This is a genomic window from Millionella massiliensis, assembly GCF_900104655.1.
In the GTDB taxonomy this organism is placed as follows: domain Bacteria; phylum Bacteroidota; class Bacteroidia; order Bacteroidales; family Rikenellaceae; genus Rikenella; species Rikenella massiliensis.
The window spans coordinates 1,582,390-1,608,824 of record NZ_FNWD01000002.1 but is presented as its reverse complement, the minus strand read 5'-3'; the positions used below and the strand labels follow the sequence as shown (position 1 = coordinate 1,608,824).

Annotated in this window: 18 protein-coding genes; 4 read left to right on the top strand and 14 right to left on the bottom strand. The window is 60.0% G+C overall.

Annotation, left to right across the window (positions count from 1 at the left end; genetic code table 11):
- Positions 1–115 precede the first annotated feature (115 nt).
- The 4 genes from BQ5379_RS06290 (at position 116) to BQ5379_RS06275 (ending at position 6,396) form a co-directional block, all read left to right on the top strand.
- Entirely contained in the window at positions 116–2,218 is a 2,103-nt protein-coding gene (locus tag BQ5379_RS06290) for an Ig-like domain-containing domain (protein ID WP_071134651.1), read from the top strand.
- Between the two features lie 20 nt (positions 2,219–2,238).
- Complete coding sequence (locus BQ5379_RS06285) at positions 2,239–2,985, top strand: porin family protein (RefSeq protein ID WP_071134650.1); 747 nt, start codon at positions 2,239–2,241, stop codon at positions 2,983–2,985.
- A gap of 63 nt (positions 2,986–3,048) precedes the next feature.
- Entirely contained in the window at positions 3,049–4,317 is a 1,269-nt protein-coding gene (locus BQ5379_RS06280) for a dicarboxylate/amino acid:cation symporter (protein WP_071134649.1), read from the top strand.
- Between the two features lie 12 nt (positions 4,318–4,329).
- Positions 4,330–6,396: an alpha-L-fucosidase gene (locus BQ5379_RS06275; RefSeq protein WP_071134648.1), complete on the top strand. Its 2,067-nt coding sequence runs from the start codon at positions 4,330–4,332 to the stop codon at positions 6,394–6,396.
- A gap of 731 nt (positions 6,397–7,127) precedes the next feature.
- Here BQ5379_RS06275 and BQ5379_RS06270 read toward each other — a convergent pair.
- From BQ5379_RS06270 to BQ5379_RS06205, 14 genes are all read right to left on the bottom strand, one after another.
- On the bottom strand, positions 7,128–9,191 hold the full coding sequence (locus BQ5379_RS06270; RefSeq protein WP_071134647.1) for a peptidylprolyl isomerase: 2,064 nt from the start codon (positions 9,189–9,191) through the stop codon (positions 7,128–7,130).
- 96 nt (positions 9,192–9,287) lie between these two features.
- A complete protein-coding gene (locus BQ5379_RS06265) occupies positions 9,288–10,547 on the bottom strand; it encodes a hemolysin family protein (RefSeq protein ID WP_071134646.1) in 1,260 nt (419 codons plus the stop codon).
- Positions 10,548–10,574: 27 nt separating this feature from the next.
- Positions 10,575–11,249: an LPS export ABC transporter periplasmic protein LptC gene (gene lptC / locus BQ5379_RS06260; RefSeq protein ID WP_083377627.1), complete on the bottom strand. Its 675-nt coding sequence runs from the start codon at positions 11,247–11,249 to the stop codon at positions 10,575–10,577.
- 59 nt (positions 11,250–11,308) lie between these two features.
- Positions 11,309–12,637, bottom strand: a complete 1,329-nt coding sequence (locus BQ5379_RS06255; RefSeq protein WP_143039406.1) for a tetratricopeptide repeat protein — start codon at positions 12,635–12,637, stop codon at positions 11,309–11,311.
- An 87-nt stretch (positions 12,638–12,724) separates the two neighbouring features.
- Positions 12,725–13,954 carry a BamG family beta-barrel-assembly machinery protein gene (locus BQ5379_RS06250; protein WP_143039405.1) on the bottom strand — a complete coding sequence of 410 codons (1,230 nt, stop codon included), beginning with the start codon at positions 13,952–13,954 and terminating at the stop codon, positions 12,725–12,727.
- 79 nt (positions 13,955–14,033) lie between these two features.
- Entirely contained in the window at positions 14,034–14,786 is a 753-nt protein-coding gene (locus BQ5379_RS06245) for a type III pantothenate kinase (RefSeq protein WP_071134642.1), read from the bottom strand.
- 9 nt (positions 14,787–14,795) lie between these two features.
- A complete protein-coding gene (gene mfd / locus BQ5379_RS06240; protein ID WP_071134641.1) occupies positions 14,796–18,110 on the bottom strand; it encodes a transcription-repair coupling factor in 3,315 nt (1,104 codons plus the stop codon).
- A gap of 136 nt (positions 18,111–18,246) precedes the next feature.
- A complete protein-coding gene (locus BQ5379_RS06235; RefSeq protein ID WP_071134640.1) occupies positions 18,247–19,455 on the bottom strand; it encodes an amidohydrolase family protein in 1,209 nt (402 codons plus the stop codon).
- Positions 19,388–20,272, bottom strand: coding sequence for a hypothetical protein (locus BQ5379_RS06230; RefSeq protein WP_071134639.1), 885 nt, complete (start codon positions 20,270–20,272; stop codon positions 19,388–19,390). The genes BQ5379_RS06235 and BQ5379_RS06230 overlap by 68 nt, the downstream gene beginning before the upstream one ends.
- Entirely contained in the window at positions 20,269–21,474 is a 1,206-nt protein-coding gene (locus tag BQ5379_RS06225) for an ABC transporter permease (RefSeq protein WP_071134638.1), read from the bottom strand. The genes BQ5379_RS06230 and BQ5379_RS06225 overlap by 4 nt, the downstream gene beginning before the upstream one ends.
- Before the next feature lie 302 nt (positions 21,475–21,776).
- Positions 21,777–22,664, bottom strand: a complete 888-nt coding sequence (locus BQ5379_RS06220; protein ID WP_071134637.1) for a hypothetical protein — start codon at positions 22,662–22,664, stop codon at positions 21,777–21,779.
- 27 nt (positions 22,665–22,691) lie between these two features.
- Positions 22,692–23,420, bottom strand: coding sequence for a tRNA (adenosine(37)-N6)-threonylcarbamoyltransferase complex dimerization subunit type 1 TsaB (tsaB, locus tag BQ5379_RS06215; RefSeq protein WP_071134636.1), 729 nt, complete (start codon positions 23,418–23,420; stop codon positions 22,692–22,694).
- 41 nt (positions 23,421–23,461) lie between these two features.
- A complete protein-coding gene (locus tag BQ5379_RS06210) occupies positions 23,462–24,721 on the bottom strand; it encodes an efflux RND transporter periplasmic adaptor subunit (RefSeq protein WP_071134635.1) in 1,260 nt (419 codons plus the stop codon).
- Positions 24,722–24,790: 69 nt separating this feature from the next.
- Positions 24,791–26,167: a TolC family protein gene (locus tag BQ5379_RS06205; RefSeq protein ID WP_071134634.1), complete on the bottom strand. Its 1,377-nt coding sequence runs from the start codon at positions 26,165–26,167 to the stop codon at positions 24,791–24,793.
- Positions 26,168–26,435 lie beyond the last annotated feature (268 nt).

Here is a 26,435-nt window from a genome sequence, read left to right as displayed (position 1 = left end):
GCGTGCGGTTTCCCGCCGGGGCACGTTCGATACCGCGCCCGACAAGGTCTCTCCCCCGTAGGGTATCCTGCCCCGGAGAGCGGCGACAGTGCGTCGGGAAACTGAACGAACGATTATGCAATCTATCCGGATACGACACCTGTTTTTCGCCCTGCTCGCCGCCGCCATATTCGTGCAGTGCGCCTCGATCGCACAACCGCAGGGCGGCCCCCGCGACTCGTTGCCGCCTCTGATTATCAGCACGGTTCCCGCCCAGCGTGCGGTTAACTTCAAAGGGAAACAGATTACCCTCAATTTCAACGAATACGTCACCCTGCAAGATCAGCAGAAGGAGTTTATCGTCTCGCCGCCGACCCTCAGCGGAAGCAAACCGTCGCTCACGGTCAAGGGGCGTTCCATCCAGGTCGACTTCTCCGAACAGCCCGACAGCAATACCACCTACCGGCTTGACTTCGGCAATGCCATCGCCGACAACAACGAAGGGAACCGGCTCGGCAACTACGCCTACGTCTTCTCGACCGGTCCCGAACTCGACACCCTGCTGATGAGCGGGCTGACCATCGATGCCCAGACCCGCGACTCCGTTATCGGTGCGCTGGTCTTCTTTTTCGATGCGCGGGCCGACTCCCTGCCCGATCGCGATTCGACCCTCTTTAACGCCCGGGCCGATGCCGTCTTCCGCAGCGACAGCTCCGGTTTCTTCCTGGCCGACATCCTGCGCGACAAGGATTACCGTGTCTATGCCATTCTTGATAAGAACGGCAATCAGCGATACGAATCCGGCGCCGATTACGTTGCCATTCTCGACTCCGTGTACAATCCCACCCGGATGCCCGACTTCGACATGTGGATCGAGCCCGCCACCGGCAACAAAGGCCCCCGTCGCCAGATCGACCCGCCTCAGCTCCGGTTTGAACTCTTCATGGAGGAGCCTGTCCGTCGACAGACCATCATCGGAACGGCGCGTCCCGAGCGGCAGAAATTGCAGATCATCTTCAACTCGATCGAACAGGCACAGATCGTTTCGTTCCGCCCCGCCGGTATCGACTCCACGTGGCTGAAACGCGAAAACGGTGTCAAGGGCGACACCGTGTGGTACTGGATTGCCCCGCCCACCCTGCAGGATGCTGAGGCGTTGCAGGATACGATCCGGGCCACGATCTCCTACATGACTCAGGACAGCCTGTGGCGGCCGCAGCTGAAGACCGAAGAGTTGTCGTTTGTCCACCGGGTCTTCGATCCCAACGCCCCGCGTGCCCGGCGCTCGGCTACCGCCTATGCCGACAGCGTCCGGATGGTCAAGGAGGCGAAACGAAAGGCCAAGCGCGCGGCACGGCTCCAGAAAAAATGGCTCCGCGTGGCCCGTGCGATCAGCCGTCGGCGTGGCGATCCGAAGCGGACCGATGCCGAACTGCTGGCCGATACGACCCTCTTCAAACAGGTTGATGTCGATACCACCCAGGTCGAAAAACCGCGCCGCGACGAAGAATTGCCGCCCAAGAACCCCTTTGGTTTCAAGGTGATGGCTGCCAATCCGCTGAATCCCGAAACCCACATCCGGTTGCTGTTCGACTATCCGTTGCGGTCGGTGGACGAGGCCCGCATTCGGCTGACCAAACTGTCCGAAAGCCAGTCGGCGCTTCCCAGTCGTGACCGGCAGAGCGTCGAACCGGCCCAGGCCGAAAAGGTCGAAGTGCCCGAACCCTTCACCGTGGAACTCGACAGCGCGACCCATCGATTGCTGACCATCCGGGCCGATTGGAAGGCGGACGACGAATACGGACTGCTGATTCCGGACAGTGTTTTCCGGAACATCGCTTTCCAGGCCAATGACACCCTGCAATCGACCTTCAAGGTGGCCGACTCCAGCAAATTCGGCACGGTGATCATCGATCTGAAGGCCGACGAACAGCTGGGCGATGCCGAGTATATTCTCGAACTGTTGACCGCCGACGGGAAGGTGTCGCAGCGCATCAAGCACGCGACGGCCGGTCGGAGCTACAAGTTGCGCTACCTGACGCCCACCAGATATCAGTTGCGGATCACCGAAGACCGGAACAAAAACGGTGAATGGGATACCGGTTCGCTGGTTCAGCGCCGTCAGCCCGAGCGTATCCGTTATTGGGAGCATCCCGCGTCGGGACGCGAAATCATCGCCAAAGAGAACTGGGATGTGGCCGTACCGGTCGATCTGCGGGAACTCTTCGACCAGTTCTGACCCCATAACCTCCTCCAACCATGAAACGATTCAGAATCAACCATATAATATTCGGCCTGCTGGCGCTGCTCTGTGGCACCGCGGCACAGGCTCAGCAGCGCGGCGTACCGTCCGAGACGCTCAGTGCCGCCTGGCAGCCCGTCAAGGTCGATCACTACATCGGTATCCGTGGCGGATATGCCATGGGTAACGCCCGTTTCGAACCGACCCGTCAGACCGAGTACAAGATGGGACTGATACTCGGCGGACTGGTCTACAAGTTCGACGTTCCAGCCCAGAAGTACGTCGGCTGCATCGAAGCCGACATCAACTGGTCGCAGCGCGGTTACCGCGTCTTCCAGTCCTTCGAGTCGGACGACGTCTACGAACGCAAGTGGAATTCCATCGAAATCCCCATCCTCTGGCAGCCCTATCTCCCGCTCAGCAAGGGCGGAAGCCGTTTCTATCTCAGTGCCGGGCCCTATTTCAGCTACGCCTACAGCTCCGAGTACCGAGAGTTCAACCAGGCGACCGGTGAGGTCTACGAACAGGGCAAGTACGAGTACGACCCCACACGAGACAACCGGTGGGAGTACGGTATCACCTTCGGGGCCGGCCTGCTTTTCGCCATCAAACGCTTTTCGATCTCGGCCGAATTCCGGTATAACATCGGACTCTCGGACGTGCTCAAGGGTGTAACCAAATACGAGGGAAACCCGTTCCGTTCGCCCGTCGACCAGCTAGCCGTTTCGCTTGGCGTGAACTACAAACTGAGGATGCACAAGTAACCCCACCCAATTATTATATCCCCTAATCCGTCGGACAGAACCGACACTAACAAACCCCATCAGATGCGTTTCAACTCCCTTCCGCTCTACGTCAAGATCCTCGCGGGCATGGTGCTCGGGATCCTGCTCGGAATCGTCGCCATTCAGGCCGGATTCGTGCAGGGGGTCAACGACTGGGTTAAACCCTTCGGCGAGATCTTCATGCGGCTGCTCAAGTTCATTGCCATTCCGCTGGTGATGATTTCGCTGATCAAAGGTGTCGGCAACCTCAGCGACATCGCCTCCCTCTCCCGACTCGGTTTCAAAACCATCGGAATCTATATCTGTACCACCGTACTGGCCATTGTGGTGGGTCTCGTGCTCGTTGAACTGATCGGCCCCGGTAAGATGGTCAGCACCGAAAGTGCTGCCGCCATGCAGGCCAGCTACGGAGCCACCGCCGCCGAACGCAGTACCGAAGCCGAAGCCATGGCCGAGACGCCGCCGCTGCAGTTCCTGGTGGACATTTTTCCTGACAACATGATCGGCGCCATGAGCAACAATGGCGGCATGTTGCAGGTGATCGTCATCGCCATCCTGATCGGCGTGGCCGTGCTCTTTGTCGGAAAGGAGAAGTCGGCGCCCTTCATGAATCTGGTCAATTCGCTCGATGCCGTGATCCTCAAACTCATCGACATCATCATGCAGTATGCTCCGATTGGCGTGCTGGCGTTGATGGCCGGCATGATTGCCGATACGGCCGGTGACCTCGAACTGCTCGGGGCGCTGGGGCTCTACGTCCTGACTGTCGTGATCGGGCTGCTGTTGATGATCTTCCTGTTTTACCCGCTGCTGCTCAAATTCTTCTCGAAGACCCCCGTCCGCAAGTTCCTCACCACGATGCCGCCCGTGCAGTTGCTGGCCTTTACGACCAGTTCCAGTGCCGCCACGCTGCCGCTCAATATGGAGACCGTGGAACGGAAACTGGGCGTATCGCAGCGCGTGACCTCGTTTGTGCTGCCCATGGGGATGACCATCAATATGGACGGAACAAGCCTCTACCAAGCCGTGGCCGTGGTCTTCATCGCACAGGTGGCCGGTGTCGACCTCTCGGCCAGCCAGTTGCTGACCATCGTTGTGACGACGACGCTCTCTTCGATCGGTACGCCCGGCGTTCCCGGCGGTGCCATCGTCATCCTGATTATGGTGCTCTCCTCCGTGGGGCTGCCCGCCGAAGGACTGGCCCTGATCCTGGGACTCGACCGGCCGCTCGACATGCTCCGTACGGTCGTGAACGTCACGGGCGATGCCACCGTGGCTTCCATCGTTGACTCGAATACCAAAACCGAATAACCTGAACTCGATATGAAACGGAATCGCATTCTCTTTCGCATGATCGTGGCCGGTGCCGTTGTACTGGGTGTCGCGGCGTGTCAGAAAAAAGGCAAAGCGCCCGAGCCGGTCTATCCGATCCCGACGCAGGCACAGGTCGATTGGCAGAAAATGGAGACCTATGCCTTTGTCCATTTCGGCCTTAATACCTTCAACGACCTCGAATGGGGGTACGGCGACACCCCGGCCGAGACGTTCAACCCCACTGATCTCGATGCAGAACAGTGGGTGCGTATCATCCAGGCGGCTGGATTCAAGGGGGTGATCCTTACGGCCAAACACCACGACGGATTTAACCTCTGGCCCTCGAAATACACCGAGTACAGCGTGAAAAACTCGCCGTGGCGTGACGGAAAGGGTGACATGGTGCGCGACCTGGTCAATGCCTGCCGCAAATACGGCCTGAAATTCGGCCTCTACCTCTCGCCCTGGGATCGTAACCACGCCGAATACGGACGTCCGGCCTATACCGAATATTTCCACAACCAGATTCAGGAACTGATTACCGAGTATTGCGACAGCGTCGAACTGTTCGAATATTGGTTCGACGGCGCCAATGGCGGTGACGGATACTATGGCGGTGCTCGCGAGAAGCGTTCCATCGACCCGAACAGCTACTACCAGTACGAACGGGCCGTGCAGTTCATCCACTCCCGTTTCCCCAATGCCATGATCTTCGGCGGTACGCAGCCGACGATCCGTTGGGTCGGCAACGAAGAAGGGTGGGCCGGTCAGACCGACTGGGCGCCCTATAAACCGGGCGATAACCCCCACTACGGGTCGCCCAACGGCATCGAATGGCAGCCGGCCGAGTGCGATGTTTCGATCCGTCCGGGTTGGTTCTATCACGCCCGCGAAGATCACGCCGTGCGTAGCCTCTCGCATCTGGTGAATATCTATTACCAGAGCGTCGGCCGCAATGCCAACCTGCTGATGAACTTCCCGGTGGGGCTGAGCGGCAAGATCCATCCGATCGACTCGGCCCGGATCATGGAGTGGCGTCACGCCCTGGACGAAGAGTTCAAAACGAACCTGCTGGCCGGCATTGAACCGCGCGTCAGCAACGAACGTGGTTCGGATTTCGACGCCGAAAACCTGACTGACGGCGATTGGGACAGCTACTGGGCCACGGAAGATACGGTCAAGACGGGGAGCGTCGAGTTCCGTTTCGATACCGTGACGCCCATGAACCGGGTGCTGTTGCAGGAGTATATCCCGCTCGGCCAGCGTGTGGCCAGGTTCTGCGTGGAGTACCTCGACTCGCTGGCTCAGTGGCAGCCGGTCGTTACGGAGGATACGATGACGACGATCGGGTATAAACGAATCATTCGGTTCGAAACGGCGCCGGCACGCGGCCTCCGGGTGCGTTTCCTCGATGCGCGCGGGCCGTTGTGCATCAACAATATCGAGGCATTTCTGGCTCCGGTGCTGATGGTCGAACCGTCGATCCGTCGCAATGCCGAGGGCATGGTCTTCATCAGCGGGCCGCAGGGAGCCGAGATCCACTACACGACGGACGGTTCGCAGCCTACTGCCGAATCGCCCGAGTTTACCGAGCCGTTTATGATGCCCCGCAAAGCGATGGTTCGTGCCATCACGGTCGATCCTACGCTGGGAAAAATGAGCCCGGTGGCTTCGCGTCAGTTCGATATCCCGACTGCCGGATTCAAGGTCGTGAAGCCTGCGGGCGAGACGGCACTCACGGCGTTTGACGGGAACCCCAGTACGGCCTGGTATCTGTTGCTCTCGAAGAGTCGCGAGCTGGTGATCGACCTGGGTGAAACCTACACTCTGAAGGGGGTTACCTATGCGCCGGATGCCAATCGTTGGGGCATGGGGCCGGTTTCCAAATATCGGATCCTGGTCGATGGGCGTGAGGTCGCCAAGGGTGAGTTCTCGAACATCAAGGCCAATCCGATCGAGCAGATAGTTACTTTTGCCGAACCGGTGAAGGGACGTCAGGTGACCTTTGTGGTGGATGCCACGGCCGACGATGCGGCCAGTGCTTCATTTGCCGAGGTTACGGTCCTGACGGAGTAGATAACAACAGGTTCCGGCTGCACTGAGCGATCTCCTTTTCGGAGGGATGTGGCCGGGACAATGTTTCTCAGTTTTTGCCCGTGACGGTGCTCTTGTAGAGTCCGTTGCGGGCTTTTTTTGAGCAGTCTTCGGAGGAGGAAATGAACGGAGGGTGTAGGACTGTTGTGGTTGCTTATCCGCTGTTTTATATCTCTGTTCGCCGGTCAGTATGCGGAGTCTGTTGTGTGTTTCGTGTGTCCTGTGTCGCTTTGCTTGCGGTGAGCCGGCCGGAGATGGAGGTTGTGTTGGTTGATCGGCACGCATTCTCTATTCTATTCTATTCTATTCTATTCTATTCTATTCTATTCTATTCTATTCTATTCTATTCTATTCTATTCACCCTCCCAATCTTTCTCTTATGGCAATTGACCATTCCCATCTTATATGTGAGAAAAGAATGAGGGTCATCGATAGAATCTTACTTCGAGCTATGATGTGTATGTAAAAGTTCTCCTTAGCATTGAAGCATCTTCTTATTGTGTATATTATTGGGGCGCGAAACGGGGGCATTTAATTATGAATCGACGGGCGAAGCGGGTCTGTCATCGGTTCCTCACTCTTTTTCCTAAAACCCCTTTTTCCAAAAAAAGCAGTCGAGCCGATAAGTTATCAACTTATCGGCTCGACTGCTTGTATCGTTTGTGATACCGTTCTCTTTTCGGCCCAGCGTAACCCGCCCGGGCCCGAGGAGATTAATAGAAGCGGTAACGGGTATCCTGAATGTCGCTCAGTTGCATGAAGGCTTCGTAGGCGGCCATAAAGGCGCTCTGCTGAGCTTCTGCGGTCAGACGTGCTTTTTCGATGGCCTGATCTGCGGGAGTATCGCGTTTGTCGGTGATCTCGGCGGCATAAACCCCGATGCGACCAATAATCGGTTTCGATACGGTGCCGGTCTGTGCGATACCCGACACACCGCCGGTGAAGGCGGGATCGTAACCCACTTCGGGAGCCATGAAGCCCTGGAAGTTGATGTCGTTGTTGCTCAGCGTATCGACACCCAGCGTGCCGGCCAGTGCGGCTACCGAGGTGGCGCCTTTCATCTTTTCTGCCAGCATTTCGCCTTTCTTCTCGCGAATTACCAATGCACGGACATCGTTTTTAACCTGTTCGAAGGGGGCGATGCCTTTGTTGCGGATGGCGGTGATGGTACCGATCACAAAGTTGTTGCCGAACTCTTTCACGTCCGAAATCTCGCCCTGTTCGCCGTTGAAGGCCCAGCGAGCCAGTTCGCGGGATTGCTGGATGCCGCCGACGGTACGGTCGTTCGGGCCGACGGTTGCGACACGTTTGGCGAGGGCACCGTCGGTGACTGCCTTTTCGAATCCGCTGGTGGCGGCGGCGGTGGCAAATTTATTGGCCTGGCTGTACACGTCGTTGCGGGTCTGTTCGCTGGCTTCGACGGTATAGTTGATGACGCCGAGCTGTACTTTCTGCGATTCGCCGGTGGTTGCGGTCACTTTCACGATGAAGGTGGCTTCGGGAGTGGTGATGGCCTTAACAGTGCCGGTGGTTGCGCCTTTCAGCGCTTCGGCAAACTGCGGTGCCAGGGTCTGCGGATCCATCATGCCGAGGTCGCCGCCCTGAGCTGCGCTCTGTGCATCGGCCGAGTATTCGCGGGCTGCAGCAGCAAAGTCGCCGCCGTTCTGCAGGGCGGTGGTGAGGCTGTCGGCCATGGCTTTTTCTGCTGCGGGAATTACGATGTTGCTTACGCGGATGCTGTCCGGAAGGGTCTGTACGTCGGCGATGCGGGCCATGGTCCATTGGTCACCGTTCAGAACGGGGCCGTAGAGTTGGTCGGGGGTGGCGCTGAAGGCGAAAGTGCCGAGGTCACCGGTGATTTCGCCGGCTTTGTAGTAGCGCGAGTCGAAGGCGCTCTGCGAGTTCATCGATACGAATTGCTGTACGTTTTCGGCTGCGGCAAAGTCTTTGGCCAGGTCGCGTACGGTTTTTTCGGCGGCTGCGTAGTCTTCAGCGGTGGGCAGGGCTTCGAAGGTGACGTATTCGATGTCGCGCAGGTCTTCCTGTTTGAACATGCCCTGGTGTGCGTCGTAGTATTTGCGCAGTTCGGCGTCGCTGACCTGTACGGTGCTGTCGGCGATGGTTTCGTAACGGCTGACGAGGTAGTTGACGCTATAGGTGCTGCCTTCGATCGAGGCGAGTTGTTCGGCTTCGAGCGAGGTTACGTAGGCTGCTTTGTCGATCAGGCTTTTGAATTTGAAGATCAGGCTCTGATCGCTGACTTCGTTCTGGAGGTAGTTCCAGAACATCTGCATGCGGCCGGTCTGGTCCTGATCAACGTTGGCTACGAACTGGCGCAGCTGGGTGGGATCGAACATGCCGGTCTGCGGGTTGGCAAACATTTGGGCGATGATGGGCGAGGGGTTGGCTCCGCTCAGCAGTTCAACCATCTCGTCTTCCGAAACGCTCAGACCGATGGCGTTCAGATTGGGTTTCAGGGCTTTCTGACGGATCATCAGGTCCCATGCCTGAACGCGGATCATTTCGTTTTCTTCTTCGCTCGAACCTTCACGACCGGTGGTGATGCGTTGTACTTCGGTCAGTTCGTCGATGGCCTGGGCGTACTCCTGGGTGGTGATTTTCTCGCCGTCGATTGTCCCTACGTTCATCTTCGAACTGTTCATCAGGGTGCTGCCCGAGGTGAGCATGTCGCCGAGCACGAAGGCGAGCAGTGCTACGCCGATCACAATGGCTAGCAGAACGCCGCCTTTGTTTCTGAGTGTGTTGAGAGTTACCATTCTTTTATCGTGTACTTTATTTTTTCCGGTAAATCGCCGCAATGGGCCTAATGGGGGCAAATGTACTGTTTTTTTCCGAGATTGCGAAGTCTCTTTTTATGCTTCGCGAGCTTTTGTGAGCTGCACCAGTTCGATGCGGGTCCGGCTGGTACGAAGAATCTTGATTTTCAGACCGTCGGCCTTGATGATGTCGCCCGGGCGAGGGATGTCTTCGCTCTGGTCGAGGATGTAGCCCGCAAGGGTGTCGTAACGATCGGACTCGGGGATACCCAGCCGGTAGCTTTCGTTCAGGTGGTCGATCTCCAGACGGCCGGCCAGTATGTACTCGTTGTCGTTGATCTGCTTTTCGACCAGGTAGTCGGCGTCGTGCTCGTCTTCGATCTCGCCGAAGATCTGTTCCAGCAGGTCTTCGAGGGTCACCAGTCCGGCGGTGCTGCCGAATTCGTCGATCACGATGGCCATCGATTTGTGGTCGTGGATCAGGGCCCCGAGCAACTTCTGCTGCGACATGGTCTCGGGTACGTAGAGCGGCTGCCGGAGCACTTCGCGGATGGTGGCGGGGTTGCGGAAGAGGCTCTTGTGGTTGGCGTAGCCGATGATGTTGTCGATGGTGCCGTCGTAGATTGGGACGCGCGAGTAGCCGGTGGTCACGAACAGATGGCGCAGGTCGTCGACGCTGGAGCTCACTTCGAGGGCTTCGATGTCGGTACGCGGCACCATGCAGTCGCGTACGCGCTGTTCGGAGAAGTCGAGGGCGTTCTGGAACAGGCGGATGCGTTGGTCGTTGTCTTCCTTTTCCTCTTCGTCGCTCTCTTCGCCTCCGGCGGCCTCTTCGACCAGGGTGGCCAGGTCAACCTTGCCGAATTCGGCGGTTTGGGGTGCGGGGGTCACGCGTTTGCCCATCAGGCGCAGCAGCAGGGTCGAGAGCAGGGTCGCAAAACGCGATAGCGGGTAGAATATGATGTAGAACCCGTACAGCGGGATGGCGAAGTGGCGCAGGTAGAAGTTGGGATTGGCCTTGACGACGGCTTTGGGCAGGAACTCGGAGGTGAAGATGATGATCAGGGTCGAGATCAGGGTTTCGAGGGCGTAGTTCGAGCTGCCGGTGATGCTGACGTACAGGCTGCTCATGAAGATCGAGTAGATGACCAGTGCGATGTTGTTGCCGACCAGAATGGTGGAGATATACTGCCCGGGGGCTTTCAGGAACAGGCTGGCAATGTGGTCGTAGGTCTTGCTCTGCTTGCGTTCGATTTCGAGCCTCAGTTTGTTGGAGGAGAGAAAGGCGATCTCCATACCGGAAAAGAAGGCCGACAGGAGAAGGGCTATGGCGATGATGATAATCTGAATCTCCATGGGTGGGTATAGGGTGGAGGCGGGAGACTACCGTCCGCGGGTCGTGTCGGCTGCGGATGCGGTGCTGCCGGGGGTTGCGGTAGAGTCGGACTGGGGGATGTTCTGCCGGGTGGAGTCTTGCTGGTTGATGGCTTCGACTTCGATCTGGCCGGCGGTGCGGTGGAAGCTCCAGGTCTCGAAGTTTTCGTCGGCTTCGAAGTTGCTGCCGATGTGGACGCTGCTACCGTCGACAACGCGTGATACGGTGTCGCTGTATATCTTTTTCTTTTTCTGATCCCAGTAGAGCCGTTCGGTGTAGAGGGTCCGCTGCCGCTCCTGGTTGTAGCTGTGGGCGATGACGTTGCCGCGGGCCTCCCAGATTTCGGTCACTTCGTTCAGTCGGGCGTAGTCGGCTACCAGGTCGCTCTCGACGCGCAGGGCGCTGTCGAAGGTCTCGATTTTGATCCCCTTCTTGAATTCCGTAAAGGGCACTTCGGCGAGTTCGAAGCGTTCGAGCAGGGGGGTCTCCATGCGGTATTGGCGCCGGCCGTCTTCGGAGTTGATGACGCGGTGGTTGTGGCTGATCTGGGTAGGGGTGGTTTCGGGGTCTTTGACGGTCGGCTCGGGCTCCTTTTGGCCGCAGCCGAACAGACAAAGAGTGCCTGCCGCGGCGATGGCGGCAAGCACTGCTCGATAGGTTGTGTGGTGTTTCGTAGGTTTCATGGTCGGAAGGAATACGGGGCTGTGTGGGTCTCTTCGTATCCCTGTGCGGCGGACCTGGATTAGCGTTCGCGCACGGTGGTGGCACCGCTGATCCAGCCGCAGCTGACGGTGTACGAGTCGCCAGGGTTCAGACCGCGCATGAAGGTCTCTTCGGTTTTTGGGAAGTTGGCGCTGTAGTTGGCGATCATCTGGCTGATTTGTTGCTGCTGGGGATCATCTTCGGGCAGAAGCTGACGGGCGCGCGAGAGGTTGTCGACGGCCAGCCACATGGCGGTTTGGCTGTCGAAAGCGCTGCAGGCGCTGCCGGCACCACTACCGTATGCGGCACCCAGAAGCAGGTAGGCTACGCCGTTGTTCGAGTCGAGTTCGATGGCTTTGCGGGCGAAACCGGCGGCTTCACGGTAGGCTCCGTTGGCGCTGCTCATGGTTGCGGCCTGGAGCAGGAAGTTGGCTTTTTTAGCGGGGTCAGTCTCTTTTTCGATGCCCACGGTCAGGTATTCCATCGCTTTGGTGAAGTCTTTCTTCTCCTGGAATACCGAGGCGAGTTGGATGGCGATTTCAGGTTTCGGATTGACTTCGTAGTATTTTTCGAGCATCGAGAGGTAGAAGTCGCTCGAGCAGCCGCCGCGGTTCAGCAACGAAAGAATGGTCTCGATAAGTTGCTGGTTGGTGGGATCGGCTTCGTATTTGGGTTTGTAGATCTGTTCGATCGAGGCGCAGTCGGCGGCACCGCTGGTGGCAAAGAGGTCGTCCAGGGCTTTGGCTGCTTCTTTGGCTTCTTCGGAGGTGTTGGTGGCGATACGCTGGCTGAGGCGTTCGTAGGTCTCGATCAGCTCTTCGGGGGTCACGTCGTCGAGTTTGAAGCTTTCAACGACGGTGTTGAAGTACATCACGGCCAGGCCGGGTTCGAACTGGTGTTCGCCGTCGATGGCTTCGCGGAAGAGTTTGAACAGACGTTCGCGGTCGGCGGGCATCATGCTCATGAACAGTTTGGCTTTTTCGCCGCGCAGGTAGCCTTCACCGCGTTCGGGATGTTCGCCGAAGGCTTCGATACGTTTGTCGTAGATCCAGAGGATACTGTCCACCATGGCACGACGCTCTTCTTTGGTTTCGGCAGCGGTGGCTTTGTTGCGGTAGATGTCGATACCGCGGATGTACATGTTTTCGGATGCCTTCGGGGCGTTTTGGATCAATTGACGCAGATAAGTGGTGGCGGTGTTGTAGTCTTTGGCACGGTAGGCATCGCCGAAGAAGTTCAGGATGCGGACGTTCTGTTCACGGGCGGCCGGATCGGCTCCGTATTTGGGGTCGTCTTTGTAGTCTTGTGCTGCGGCCATGCTTCCCACTAAAGCAAAGGCTGCGATCAATGAGTAAACTCGCTTTTTCATTGGTTTATGGTTAGTTTGTCTTTTTTGTTTCCGGTTGGTTGGGCGGTGCGGGGGTCGATCGGGGGGAGATCGTTCGGAGCGGTGCGATTAATTGTATTTCGGACGAACGAACCAGTAGTCTTTTCCGAAGAGACCCAGCGAGAGGAAGATGTTGAAGTAGCGTTCCTGCACCTGACTGGCGGCGCGGCTTCCGCGTTCGCCGTATTCGACGCCGACGCCGACGGTGGAGAAGCTACCTTTTCTCAGAGCGAATTCAACACCGAGCGAGACGGCTGCATCGTGGAGTTGGTTGCCGTTTTTGACCAGGTAGCTGTCGCTGTAGCGCAGACCGGCTTTGTAGGTCCAGCGTTTCAGGGCACTGCGCAGGTCGAATCGGTTGGGGGTATAGCTGATCCCGAAGCGATAGTCTTGCTGGGCGGCCAGGCTGATGTCCTGTCCTTCCGGGATTTCGAAGGCTCCATCCCAGTTCTGATAGCTGTAGTCGAACCCGACTTCAAGTTTTGTGGAGCGGTAGTTGAGGCCGGCGGCTACTTTGGAGGGGATGTCCATGTTCCAGCGGCTGCTTCCGGAGTAGACGGTGTCGGCGGTGTAGCTGCTGTACGACAGGGTGACGCGGTTCTGTTTGACGGAGGCGGTCACTTTGGGCTGGTAGGTGACCCCGAGAATCAGGGCGTTGTTCTTACCGACCTTGAAGGTGTATTGGGCGCCGAGGGTGAAGAGCAGCTTGCTGATGTTCTGTTTTTCGGACGAGAGGACTCCACGGTAGGTGGTGGAGTTCATGTAGTTGGTGATGGTGGCGGTGTACTGGCGTTCGATGTCTCCGAACCAGTAGTGCATGCTGCCGCCGAGGGAGAGGTTTGGGGTGATGTTGACCCCGAGGCTCATGGAGACCTGGGTGATACCGCCGTCGCCGGCATAGTCGTAGATGGTGCTACCGATGTTTTCGGTGATATTTTGGTTTTCTTCGACGATGCGGCTCATGTATCCCACCGAGCTGATGGGGGTCATCGAGCATCCCAGTCCGACGCCTTTTCCGAGCGGAACGGCCAACCCGAGGTCGTGCATGGAGAAGGAGTTGTAGGAGGTGGTTGAGATGTCGTTTTTGTCGTAGAAGTTTTGCCCTTCGCCGGCGAAGTTGAAGATGGCCGATTGTCGGGGTATTGCGCTCATGGCGGCGGGGTTACGGTAGTTGAAGGAGTAGGGATCGCGTACTCCGACGCCGATACCACCCATCGGACGGTATTGTGCGCTGCCTCCCACGGCCAAATCGCCGAGGCCGTACATGGTGTACGGTGAATAGGCTTTCAAACTGCTCATTTGGGCCCGGGCGGGGCGCTGACTCACGATAACTATGGCGCACAGGCATAGTACGGCCTGGATAGAGCGACCGGATAGGCTATGCTTCAATGTCCTCATTATTTGGTTGGGCATTATACTCGAGTATTCGGTTCAATCCTTTTATGACTAAATCGTAAATCACAAATATCGGGTTTTTTACTTTGTTCGCAAAGAAATTTGCGTCCCGACCGGCAAAAAATACACAAAGGTCGCTATTTTTTTCGCTCAGGCGGCTGATATAACCCTCTATTTCGTGGATGATGCCGAGCACCACACCGCTCTCGATGGCGTTTCGGGTCGAGGTCCCGGTCAACGCGAACTCGGTCGGGGTGCTGCACAGCGGAAGACGGTCGGTGAGGCGGTGCAGGGCTTCGAAACGCATCGCCATGCCGGGAGAAATGTTGCCGCCAAGGTATTCGCCTGCGGCGCTCACGCGGTCGATGGTGATGGCCGACCCCAGGTCGATGATGAGCAGTTCGCGGCCCTGGGCGATGTCCCATGCGCCGACGGCGGCGGCCAGCCGGTCGGCTCCGAGGGTCTCGGGCGTGGCGTATCGGTTGACGAGCGGTACGGGGGTGCCGGGGACGAAGCGCATGAAGTGGCTGACGTGGCGGCGGATATACTCTTCGGTCTGTTCGTTGGGGTTCCGGGTGGTGGAGAGGATGGCGCGGTCGATGGCCGGGTAGGCGCGCAGCACCTCGCGCAGGGCGGGGCAGCTGAGTTCCGGGGCGACCTCCTTGAACACGATCTCGGAACCCTCCATCACGGCGGTTTTGGCGAAAGTATTCCCTATGTCTATGACTAGATTCATCTCTACGGGTCAGGCGGTGAGTCCTTCGAGGGTGTGGCGCAGGGCGGCCACGGTGGGGACCTCTTTGACCGACAAAGATAGCTTATTATTGGATTGGTTGAGTTTGAACTTTCGCGGTGAGGCGGTTACGGCGCGCAGCAGGGTCATGAAACGGTCGCTCTTGTAGAAGGCCGATTTCTCGTTGGCCACGAAGTAGAGGGTGGCGCTGCCGTTGCGCAGCACGATCCGTTCGATGCCGTCGCTCTCGGCCACGCGGCGCAGGCGCACCACTTCGAACAGCTCTTCGACCGGGGCGGGCGGTTCGCCGAAACGGTCGGTCAGCCGGGCGATAAAGTCGTCGAGGGCCGCTTCGCTCGAGATGTTGTCGAGTTCGCGGTAGAGGCGGATCTTTTCGGCGGTGTTGCCGATGTAGCTGTCGGGCAGGTGGGCCGACGAGTCGGTCTCGATCACGCAGTCGATGGTCGAGGTGTCGGGTTCGAGGCCCTGCTCTTCGCGCAGCTCGGCCACGGCTTCGGCCATGATCTTCTGGTAGGTCTCGAAGCCGATGTCGGCGATGAAGCCGCTCTGTTCGGCGCCGAGGATGTTGCCGGCTCCCCGGATGTCGAGGTCCTGCATGGCGATGTTGAAGCCCGAACCGAGGTCCGAAAACTCTTCGAGGGCACGCAGACGGCGGTGGGCGTCGGCCGTGACGGCCTCTTCCGAGGGGATCAGCAGGTAGCAGTAGGCTTTGCGGTTGGTGCGTCCCACGCGACCGCGCAGCTGGTGCAGGTCCGAGAGGCCGAACATGTGGGCGTTGTTGATGATGATCGTGTTGGCGTTCGGAATGTCGATCCCGGATTCGATGATGGTGGTGGCCAGCAGCACGTCGTATTCGCCGTAGATGAAGTCCATCATGATCTTTTCGAGTTCGCCGGCGGGCATCTGGCCGTGGCCCACGGCGACCCGGACGGCCGGACACAGCCGTTCGATCATCTCTTTCATGCGACCGAGGGTCTGCACGCGGTTGTGCAGGAAGAAGACCTGACCGTTGCGTTGCAGTTCGGTCTCGATAGCTTCGCGGATGATCTCCTCGTCGAAGACGTCTACTTCGGTGGCGACGGGCTGGCGGTTGGGCGGCGGGGTGTTGATGATCGACATGTCGCGGGCGCCCATCAGCGAGAATTGCAGCGTGCGCGGGATGGGGGTGGCGGTCAGGGTCAGTGTGTCGACGTTGGCTTTCATGTGGCGGAGTTTCTCCTTGTTGGCCACGCCGAACTTCTGCTCTTCGTCGATGATGAGCAGGCCGAGGTCCTTGAACCGGACGTTCTTGCCCAGCAGACGGTGGGTACCTATAATAATGTCAATCTTGCCGTTGGCCAGGTCGTCGAGGATTTCGCGGGTCTGTTTGGTGCTCTTCACGCGCGAAAAGTTCTCGACGCGCACCGGGAAATCCTTGAGGCGGCGCGAGAAGGTGCGGTAGTGCTGCAGCGAGAGGACGGTGGTCGGCACCAGTACGGCCACCTGTTTGCCGTCGGTGGCGGCCTTGAAGGCGGCGCGGATGGCGATCTCGGTCTTGCCGAAGCCGACGTCGCCGCAGATCAGGCGGTCCATCGGCACGGGCTGTTCCATGTCCTCCTTGACGGCCTGGGTGGCGCTTTGCTGGTCGGGGGTGTCTTCGTAGAGGAACGACGCTTCGAGTTCCTGCTGCAGGAAGCTGTCGTGCGAGTAGGCGAACCCGGCGCTGGCCTTGCGTTTGGCGTAGAGGGCGATCAGTTCGCGGGCGATGTCCTTAACCTTGTTTTTGGTGGTCTGTTTCAGCTTCTGCCAGGCGCCGGAGCCGAGTTTGTGGACTTTGGGCTCGGGGGCGTCCTTGTCCTTGTATTTACTGATGCGGTGGAGCGAGTGGACGTTGACGAACAGGATGTCGTTGTCCTTGTAGATCAGTTTGATGAACTCCTGCACCGCGCCGTTGGTGGTGCTGCGGACCAGACCGCCGAAGCGGCCCACGCCGTGGTCGATGTGGACCACGTAGTCGCCGATCTGGAGGGCATTCAGTTCGGCGATGGTCATGCTTTCGCGGCGGTCGATCTCGCCGGGCACGGTGTAGCGGTGGTAGCGGTCGAAGATCTGGTGGTCGGTGTAGAGGGCAATCTGGAGCGACGGCATCACGAAACCGCCATGGAGCGTGAGCGGGATATGGCCGTAGCCGACATGGGCGAGGCCGACCGATTCGAAAACGTTTTCGAGACGCTCCATCTGGGCGTGGTTCTCGGTCAGGATGTAGGTTGTCCGGCCGTGTTCGTTGCCCAGCCGGATGTCGGCGGCCAGCAGCTCGAAGTTCTTGTTGAACTGGGGCTGGGGCGAGGCGCCGAAGTCGATGTCTTCGCCGTCCGAGGGGCGTTCGGGGGCGTTGAGGTTCAGGTCGATCCACTGCCAGTTGCGGGTCTCGGCCAGGAAGCGTTTGCGGCTGGTTACGAGGCGGTCGATCTCCGAGGGCTCGGGCAGCTCGCCGAGGAGTTTGCTCCGGATCTGATCCAGGCGGGTGAGGTGCTGCACGGGGTTGGTCAGCCACAGCGTCACGCGGTCCGAACCGATGTATTCGGCCAGCGACACCCGTTTTTCGGCCAGTTCGGGGTTCTTCAGGTTGGGGACGATCTCCACTTCGTCGCGGTTCTCGGTCGAGAGCTGGCTCCCCACGCTGAACAGGCGGATGGAGTCGATGTCGTCGCCGAAAAAGTCGAGGCGGTAGGGCTTGTTGTCGCCGAACGAGAAGATGTCGATGATGCCGCCGCGTCGCGAGTATTGGCCGGGTTCGCCGACGAAATCGACCCGCTCGAACAGGTAATCGGTCAGTTGCTGTTCGAGGGCGTCCATGCTGATGTGTTGCCCGCGGCGGATGCGGAGGGTGTGATCGGCGAGGCGCTGACGGTCGGCCACCTTCTCGGCCAGCGCGTCGGGCCACGTACAGATCAGCAGCGGCCGCTCGGGGACGGAGTGGTTGCCCAGAGCGGTGAGCACGGCGGTGCGCTGTACGATGCCGGCCGGGTCCTCGCGCAGGGTCTGCACGGAGCGTTTGTAGGCGGTCGGGTAGAAAAAGATGGTGCCGGCGGCGCCGCTGCCTGCCAGGTTGGTCAGGTCGTTACAGAGGTACGAGGCTTCGTCGCGGTCGCCGGCCACGAGCAGGTGTATGCCGCCGATGCGTCGCGCCAGCGTCAGCGCGGCGAGCGACAGCAGCGACCCTGCCATGCCTTTGACGCGCAGGGTGCGGTCGTTTCGGATGCGTTGTTCGAGTTGCCGGACGGGTTCGCTGTCGCTGACCCGTTGTTCCAACTGTTCTGTGGTCATGGGGTTTGGTTTGCGTGAAACCGGCAGCGGAATACCTTATATATAAGGAGTATGCGAAGTCGGTTCCGGGGGGGGATGTGCGTTTCGGTCTCTGAGGTGGAGCCGATGAACAGGTGCGTCGGGCCGCCGATGCCGGTTACAGCAGACGGGTGGCGCGGGCTTCGGGGGTGAGGGTCATGGTGGTGAAGTCGACACCGCTCAGCAGTACGGCACCGGGGCGTTTGCCGGTCTCGAAACTGCCGATCTCGTCGTCGAACCGCAGGGCATGGGCGCCGCCGAGGGTGGCCCACTGCAGGATGGTCTCCAGCGGGAGGGCGGAATTATGGACGGCGAGCCATTTGATCTCTTCGGCGAGCGAGAGCGAGGTGTTCGACGAGAGGCTATCGGTGCCGAGCGCCACGCGGGCACCGGCTTCGAAGAGCATCTGTGCGGGCGGGAAGTCGGCGTCGATGTAGTAGTTCGACCGCGGGCAGAGCACGAAGGTGACGTCATCGAAGTGGTCCAGAATCAACTCCATATCCTTGCGCTGCATTTGGGCGTTGTGGATCAGCAGCAGCCGGGCCGTGCGGGGTAGCGACCCCACGAGGCGCTCGGCATGTCCGCCGTAGGCCAGGAAATCGGGTTCGCGTCCGCCGGAGGAGGCTTTCACCATGTCGTAGATGCCGCCGCGGCGTTCGAAGAAGTCGACTTCCGAGGGGGTCTCCATGAAGTGGATTGACAGCAGGGGCGAGTCGGCACCGAGCCGGAAGAGCCGGTCGGAGACGAAGTAGGTGGAGTGCTGGGTGGGGGTGATGGTCAGCCCGTCGCGGGCGGCGGCCTCCAACAGCGGATCGATGCTCCGGTGGTAGAAGGCTTCGGCCTGATCCGGGGTGGGAACACCGAAGTATTCGGCGAAGGTGTGGTAGCGGGTCCGGTTCTCGTCGCGGGCGAGGACTTTGGCCGGGAAGGAGGTGGTGTCGTTGCTGATGTCGCCCACGGCCTGGATGCCTTCGTGCCACATCAGGCGGTCTTCTTCGATGGCGCGGGCGATCTGCTCGTCGCGGGAGTAGTCGTTGCGTTTCGAGACGACGTGTTCGATGAACCGCACCATGCCGACGTGCTGCGGGATGGCTCCCTTGAAGAAGGAGAGTTCCAGGTGGCAGTGGGCGTTGGTCATCCCGGGCAGGAGGATGCCGTTGTGGTATTCGGTCTGGGGCAGGCTGTCGATGTGGTCACAGGTTTCGACCCCGGCGACGGTGCCGTCGGCGGCGAAGTGTACTACCCCGTTCCGCAGGAGTTTACCGTCCGGTGAGAGGAGGTAGGGGGCCGCCAGATTTCTGGAGGCTGTCGAGGTATTGTTTTTCATAGTGGTCGAATAGATCGGTCGGAAGGCCGGTGAGTTGTTGCATGTAGATGGCGCGCGCTTCGTCTATGGGCAGATGGTAGACCAACTCGATGCCGCTCAGGTAGCAGGTGTCGGGACTCTGGCCGGGACGGCTGATCTCGGCGAACTTGATCTCCAGCATCTTGGTGTTCGGACGGACGAGGATGTCGCCTTCGTAGTCGGTGGTGTCCTTGGCCACGGGGAGCCAGAGGGTGTTTTCGTTGCTCTTGCCGCTGGTAGCGGTCTGGCTCAGGCGGATCGATTTGGTGTAGGAACGGGCGTGTTTGCCGGTCGAGTAGGCGAAGCGAAGTTTGTAGGTCCCGGCCTGAACGGTCGAGTCGGCGGAACGGTGGCCGGTGTAAACGATCCGGTAGCCGTCCAGTGCGCCGCGCAGGATGGTGTCGCTGCGGAAGACGGTGTCGGCCGTGCGGGCGAGGGCCACGGAGTCGATGCCGAGCTGCTGTTTGTAGCGGTCTTCAGCTCCCACGCGGGATGCCTTGATGTCAAGGGCCACGCCGGTGAGAATGTTGGGCAGGGGGTTGCTCTTGCGCATCGACATCTCGCGGATGGTGAAGCGGAAATCTTCCATCGTGTAGCCGTAGCGGGCCAGGATGCGGGTGTGGAGGTCGAGCGAGTCGGGGGTTCGGCCGTCGATCGTTTTGGCTTCCTGGACGATGGCTTCGCTGATGAGGGCTTCGCGGATGATCGAGCGCATCTCTTTCTCGGGGATGCGTTTGGGACCTTCGTGACAGGAGCCCAGAATCAGGGCGAGGATGACGATATGGAGCAGTCGTTTCATGGGTTTCGTTTGATGAGTCCGGTGGCGGTCAGGCGGCTGACGAGGGTGCCCAGCAGCAGTACGCCGAGGGTGATGGCCAGCAGGTCGAGGGGGGCGATCCGCACGGGGTAGGCATCCATCAGAAACGCGTCGCCGGCCATTTTTATGATGCCGGTCTGTTGCTGGAGCAGGGCGAATCCCAGACCGAGCAGCAGGCCGATCACGACTCCGCCGAGGGTGATGAGGCTTCCCTCCCAACTGAAGATCTGGCGCAGCAGGCGGGGAGTGCCGCCCATGGCCAGGAGCATCTCCCGGTCGCGTTCCTTGTCGGCGGCGAGCATCACCACGGAGCCGACGAGGCTCAGCGCTGCGATCAGCACCACGAACATCAGCAGCAGGTAGATGATCCATTTCTCCTGGGTCACCATCCGGTAAACGGTCTCTTTCTGTTCGAAGCGGGTTTTGACGTCGAACCGGTCGCCGACAACGGCCTGTATCCGGGGCTTGGCGTTTTCGGGGTCGGTGCCGCTCGCCAGCCGGATTTCGAGCGAGCTGATCTTGCCGGGGCTGCCGATGAGCCGTTGGGCGAAGTCGAGCGGAACGAACAGGTAGCGGGTGTCGGTCTGTTCGTCGAGCGAGTAGATGCCGACGGGGGTGATGCGGGCACTGTTGTAGAGGCTGGTGGGCAGAAAGGTGGGGTTGCCGCTGCCGGGGCGGATGGCGTAGATCCGCAGGGGCTCGGGCAGGGCGGTCTGGACGCCGAGGGCGTAGGCGATTCCCTGGCCGATGACGGTCTGGTCGATATCGCCGCGGGTGAGCTGGTATTTGCCGTGCACGAGGCGGTGCTCGATGGGGATCACGCGGGCGTAGGCGCTGTCCACGCCGCGCATCGTGGCGATCCACTGGCGGTCGGAGTAGGTGAGCAGGACGTTTTGTTCGGTGGTGGCGCTGACGGCGGCCACCTCGGGCAGGGCGGCGATCTGTTCGCGCAGGCGGCTGCCCTCGAAGAGCTGTCCTTCGCGGGGGGTGATGCGCAGCTCGGAGTCGAACTCGCTGTACATCCGTCCGATGAAGTCGCCCAGTCCGTTGTGGAACGAGAGGATCACCACGAGTGCCATGACGGGTACGGCTACGGCAATGACGCTCACCACGGCGATCAGGTTGATCACCGAGTGTGATTTGCGGCTGAAGAGGTGCCGGCGGGCGATGAATAGCGGTAACATACGTGCTGCTCTGTCGTGCAAAGGTACGGTTATTTGCGGGTATTGGAACCTTTTTGCCCGGCAATCTTGCGGCGGCGCGGAGTGGCGGGGGAGCGGCGGTGTAGTTTGAACGCGAACGTGAGGTCGGTGAAATCGCACGGTGCAGCCCTGCCCGAGGTGTTCATTCCCGGCGGAGAGTGACGGGCTTACGCTCTCTTGACAGCGTACCGGGATTGCATGGGGAATTTCGGTGGGGTGCCGGTGAAATCGCACGGTGCTGCCCTGCCTGAGGCGTTCATTCCCGGCGGGGTGCGGCGGAGGGGCTATTCGGCGGGTTCACCGGTGAGCTGCCGGTCGATGAGGATCCCTTTGAAGAAGCGTTCGGCCACGAGCAGCCCTTCGGGTTTGGAACGGGGATAGGCGACCATGAAGTACCAGACGGTGTGGCCGTACTGGGCCATCAGGGCGCGGAATTCGAAGGCTTCGACTCCGAGCAGGTAGCTGCCTGAGAGGCTGCGGGCTTCGATGTTGGGGATCGAGTAGTCGTTGCGGAAGAACTCAAATCCCTGGAGTCCGTTTTCGTGGAGCATGCTGAGCAGAATCTGGCGGGTGGCGATGTCGCGGTTGACGCCGAAGTCGGGCTGGTAGTCGATGCGGCTGGCGGTGACGCTGACGGTGCCGGGTTCGGCCCAGCGGCGGCTGACGGCGTTCAGCACGATCTGACGTTGGAGGGTGTCGGCCGTGAGCCGGTCGTTGTCGCGCTGCAGGGAGTCGGCCGTGAAGGCACTCTCTTTTTCGAGGGTGAAGGGAAACTTGAGGGTGGTTCCCAGATCGTCATAGTAGCTGATCTGCCACGCTTTGTTCAGCAGGGCGTTGATCGAACCGCTGCGGTTGTAGCGGCTCCAGGCCCAGTAGCCGCCGATGCCGAGGATGGTGACGACCAGTGCGATCCCGAGGGCCAGCAGCCCCCGACGGGCGGCTTTGCCGCGCATGATGGCGCGTCCGATGCGGCGCTGGTCGCGGACGCCCTGCAGGGCGCTTTCGCTGACGGCCATCTCGTCGAGATAGGCCGTGTAGCTGCCGCCGGGGTTGCGTTTGCGCCACTCGGTGAAGCTGTTGTCCATCTTTCGTTTGCAGGCGGGGCAGAAGACCATGTATTGCGACTTGATCTCCACCAGTTTGCCGCAGTGGTTGCATTGGATGTAGTGCATCCTGAATCGTTTTTGCGGTTGGGGTTGTTACTTGGTGTTGGGCAGACCGAGCGGGTTGCGTTTGCTGCGGGTGACGACGAAGTCCTTGAGGTAGTAGGGCTCGTAGTAGGCCACGTCGACGAAGTCTTCAGCCTGGAAGGCGGCTTCGGCCAGGGTCACCAGACCGCGGGCCGACGAGGCGATGCGGGCGAACTGGGCCTGGGGCAGCAGGTCGGCGCATTTGCGGGCTCCGTTGCCGAAGACCAGCAGGGTGCGTCCTTCGGCGAAGATGTCGGCGAAGCTCTCGGGGGTCAGGATATGGGCGTAGGTGTCGCTCATGGGGTTGAGCGAGGTGTCGAACAGGCGGGGGGAGACCTCCATGCGGCGGGCGTCGATCATGGGGGCGAGCACGGCCCGCTGCGGGTCGTCGAGGTCGATGATGCCGGCTTCGAACTCTTCCATGGCGGTGTTGGCCAGGGCTTTGAGCGAGTCGATGGCGATCAGCGGACGGCCCAGGGCGTAGCAGAGTCCTTTGGCGGTCGAGACGCCGATGCGCAGGCCGGTGTACGAGCCGGGGCCTCCGCCGACGGCTACGGCGTCGAGTTCGTCGGCGTCGAGGTCATTCTCGCGGAGTACTTCGTCGATGTAGACGCCGAGGTTGTTGGCGTGTGCACGGCCTTCGCTCCCGCTCTCGCGCAGGGAGATCATCTCGCCGTCTTTGGCCAGGGCGACGGAGCATATTTCGGTGCCGGTTTCGATGGATAGGATAAGTGCCATGGGTGATGTTATGGTGTGGTCGCTGTGTTGTTCGGTGGGGGTTACTGGTTGTCGGTGGGTTGAGGGGCGGTCAGCGAGGCGACGGGTTGCACCTGTTGACCGTCGACGAGCCGTTTCGAAATGGCGGTGAAGGGGGCGGTGACTACCTGCAGGCTGGTGTCGATGCCCGTTCCCGAGACTTCGATGTATTGGTTGTCCTGAATGCCGGTCCGCACGGGAAGGATTTCGACGCGCGAACTGTCGGCCCGGTAGGCGAAGACGATCTCGCGGTTGGCCTCGCCGGGACGGGTTGTGACGGCCTGGATCGGGATCGAGAGGGTATGGCGCGTGTCGGTCTGGATATCGACCGTGGCCGACATCCCCGGTCGGAAGGGGGAGATCAGCTGTCCGTTCTCGGTGCGCATCAGGTCGGCGTAGGAGTCGGGCAGGATGTAGATCCGCACTTCGAAGTTGGTTACCTGGTCGGTCGAGGCGGTTCCGGTGGCGGTGTTGGCGATGCGGGTCACGATGCCTTTGAACGAACGTCCCAGATAGGCGTCGATCTCGATGTTGGCGGTGTCGCCCAGTTCGACGCGGACGATGTCGTTCTCGTTCACGTCGGCCCGAACCTCCATCTGCGAGAGGTCGGCGATGCGCAGCATCTCGGTACCGGCCATGGTCGCCGTCCCCACCACGCGTTCGCCCAACTCGACATTCAGTTGCGAGATGGTGCCTGACGTGGGGGCGAAGATGGTGGTCTTGTCGAGGTTCTCGTCAGCTTCCTTCAGCGAGGCTTCGGCGCTGCGGATGTTGAATTCGGCGGTGCGCACCTGGGCCTGAAGGCTGAGGTATTGGGCTTCGGCGCTCTGGAAATCGGCTTCGGAGATGGCTTTCTGTTCGAAGAGCTGTTTCTGTCGTTCGTAGGTCTGCCGGGCGAGGACGAGCTGCGAACGGGTCTGTTCGAGTTGCGACTTGGAGGAGTTGAGGGTGGCTTCGGCACGCTCCTGGGCCGACTGGTAGGTGTCGGGCTTGATCTTCAGCAGCAGCATCCCTTTTTCGACCTGCTGTCCCTCTTCGACGTTCAGCTCGACGATCTCACCCGATACGTCGGGCGAAATCTTCACTTCGGTGACGGGTTGCACGCGTCCGTTGGCCGAAATCTGTTCCACGATGGTGCGCACCTGGGGTTTCTCCAGGGTGACCTGTTCGAGGGGCGCGGGCCACAGCAGTCCGCTGCGTTTGCCGACAATCAGCAGGAGCAGGAGCACCAGTAGGGTGCCCCAGATGATGAGTCTCCGTTTTCTCTTGTTTTTCTTTGCCATGGAGGGTGGTGGGTATGCGGTGAGTGGTTGGTATCGGTTGGGTCGGTGTTCGGGTGGTTGGTCGGTGGGTTACAGGGTGATCTCGACGCCGCGGTAGAAGTCGAGGATCTTCATCTTGAAGATGTATTCGTAACGGGCCTGAAGCATTTGGGATTGTGCTGCCAGCAGATTGTTCTTGGCGATGTTGTAGTCGACGGCGGTGGCGGCTCCGGCGTTGAGTTTCTGTTCGACGTTGCGGAACGATTCGCGGCTGGAGGTGACGCTGCTCTCGGCCGAGCGGTAGCGGGCAAGTGCTCCGGAGGCGTCGGTCCAGGCCTGCTGGATCTCTTTGTATAGCTGGTCTTCGGCCTGTCGGACGGCCAGGTCGGCTTGACGTAGGGCGATTCGGCTCTTGCGGACGCTGTTGCGGGTGGTCAGGGCGCTGAAGATCGGGATCGACATGCTGAACTGAAGGGCCGACGAGGCGTTGTCGCTGAGCTGGTCGAAGAAGGGGTAGTGGGTGTAGTAGGGCTGGCCGTCGGGGTTGAGCTGCGGTTTCATGCGGGCGTCGGACCAGCTGCTGCCGTAGCTGGCGCCGAAACTCAGCGTGGGGTAGTAGCGGGAACGGGCCAGCGAGAGGTCCTGTTCGGCCATCTTGCGTTGCAGTTTGGTCACCTCGATGCGGGGCAGATCGAGCGCCATGCCGTAGATTTCGCCTACGCTGCGCAGGTCGTTGCCCTCCATGGCGGCGGCCAGGGTCAGGCTGTCGGGCACGGCCACGTCGAAGCCGGGCATCTCGCGCAGCTCGAGCAGCTGGGTGAGGTTCAGTAGCGCGTTGATCTGCTGGTTTCGGTAGTTGGTCAGGGTGTAGCGTTCGGCGGCGAGCTGGGCTTCGAGTTCGAGCTGGTCGCCGATGGGTACCGATCCGGCGCGGACCAGTTTGGCGGTGCGTTCGATCTGGCTTTCGAGGGTGGCGATCTGCGACTCCGACACGGCCACCTGCTCCTTGCCGTAGAGCACCTGGAGGTAGGCGCCGGCCACCGAGACGGTGATCTCGTCCTTGATGCGTTCGACGTCCTGGATGGTGGCCATCAGGTTGAATTCGGCGCGACGCAGGTTGTGGAGCTTCTGCATCCCGGCGAAGAGGGTGCTGCTCAGCGAGAGGCTTCCGCTGGCGTTCTGGACGGTCTGTCCCGATACGTAATTGTAGGTGGTCGGGTCGAGCGATCGGCCGAACGAAACGTTGTAGCCCAGTCCGGCGTTGAGGTTGGGCAGGTAGTTGAGTTTGCTCTGGGTGTTGTCGATTCGGGCGGTTTCGATCGTGTTGAGGCCCTGTTTGACCTGTATGTTGTGTTCGATGGCGTGCTGGATGCAGCGGGCGATGTCCCACGCCTCGTCGGCCCGGCCGGGGCAGATGACGGCGGCGAGCGCTCCTAACAGACAGCCTAATGAAACGTATGTTCTCATGCGGTTCGGAATCGAACCGGCAAGTTACGAAATTTATCGCGTTAATTTGCAAAACGATCCGCTGACGGTGCTCAGAGGGTGGCCTTTAGCGGGGTTGCTCCGCCGGCCGGATGGGTTGAAACTTATCCCCTCGTGCTCCAGAATTGTCCCATACCGCCTCAAAAGCAGAAAGATACCGGACCGTGCCGCAAAACTTTCCGCGGAATGTGCTAACTTTGCCGCGGAATTGCTCGCGGCATGCCGCCCCGGCCGTTATCCCATCGATACT

Bases quoted from the DNA above. Each gene is read 5' to 3' on its own strand.
- BQ5379_RS06290 (WP_071134651.1), top strand. From the start codon at position 116: ATGCAATCTATCCGGATACGACACCTGTTTTTCGCCCTGCTCGCCGCC.
- BQ5379_RS06285 (WP_071134650.1), top strand. From the start codon at position 2,239: ATGAAACGATTCAGAATCAACCATATAATATTCGGCCTGCTGGCGCTG.
- BQ5379_RS06280 (WP_071134649.1), top strand. From the start codon at position 3,049: ATGCGTTTCAACTCCCTTCCGCTCTACGTCAAGATCCTCGCGGGCATG.
- BQ5379_RS06275 (WP_071134648.1), top strand. From the start codon at position 4,330: ATGAAACGGAATCGCATTCTCTTTCGCATGATCGTGGCCGGTGCCGTT.
- BQ5379_RS06270 (WP_071134647.1), bottom strand. From the start codon at position 9,191: ATGGTAACTCTCAACACACTCAGAAACAAAGGCGGCGTTCTGCTAGCC.
- BQ5379_RS06265 (WP_071134646.1), bottom strand. From the start codon at position 10,547: ATGGAGATTCAGATTATCATCATCGCCATAGCCCTTCTCCTGTCGGCC.
- lptC (WP_083377627.1), bottom strand. From the start codon at position 11,249: ATGAAACCTACGAAACACCACACAACCTATCGAGCAGTGCTTGCCGCC.
- BQ5379_RS06255 (WP_143039406.1), bottom strand. From the start codon at position 12,637: ATGAAAAAGCGAGTTTACTCATTGATCGCAGCCTTTGCTTTAGTGGGA.
- BQ5379_RS06250 (WP_143039405.1), bottom strand. From the start codon at position 13,954: ATGAGCAGTTTGAAAGCCTATTCACCGTACACCATGTACGGCCTCGGC.
- BQ5379_RS06245 (WP_071134642.1), bottom strand. From the start codon at position 14,786: ATGAATCTAGTCATAGACATAGGGAATACTTTCGCCAAAACCGCCGTG.
- mfd (WP_071134641.1), bottom strand. From the start codon at position 18,110: ATGACCACAGAACAGTTGGAACAACGGGTCAGCGACAGCGAACCCGTC.
- BQ5379_RS06235 (WP_071134640.1), bottom strand. From the start codon at position 19,455: ATGAAAAACAATACCTCGACAGCCTCCAGAAATCTGGCGGCCCCCTAC.
- BQ5379_RS06230 (WP_071134639.1), bottom strand. From the start codon at position 20,272: ATGAAACGACTGCTCCATATCGTCATCCTCGCCCTGATTCTGGGCTCC.
- BQ5379_RS06225 (WP_071134638.1), bottom strand. From the start codon at position 21,474: ATGTTACCGCTATTCATCGCCCGCCGGCACCTCTTCAGCCGCAAATCA.
- BQ5379_RS06220 (WP_071134637.1), bottom strand. From the start codon at position 22,664: ATGCACTACATCCAATGCAACCACTGCGGCAAACTGGTGGAGATCAAG.
- tsaB (WP_071134636.1), bottom strand. From the start codon at position 23,420: ATGGCACTTATCCTATCCATCGAAACCGGCACCGAAATATGCTCCGTC.
- BQ5379_RS06210 (WP_071134635.1), bottom strand. From the start codon at position 24,721: ATGGCAAAGAAAAACAAGAGAAAACGGAGACTCATCATCTGGGGCACC.
- BQ5379_RS06205 (WP_071134634.1), bottom strand. From the start codon at position 26,167: ATGAGAACATACGTTTCATTAGGCTGTCTGTTAGGAGCGCTCGCCGCC.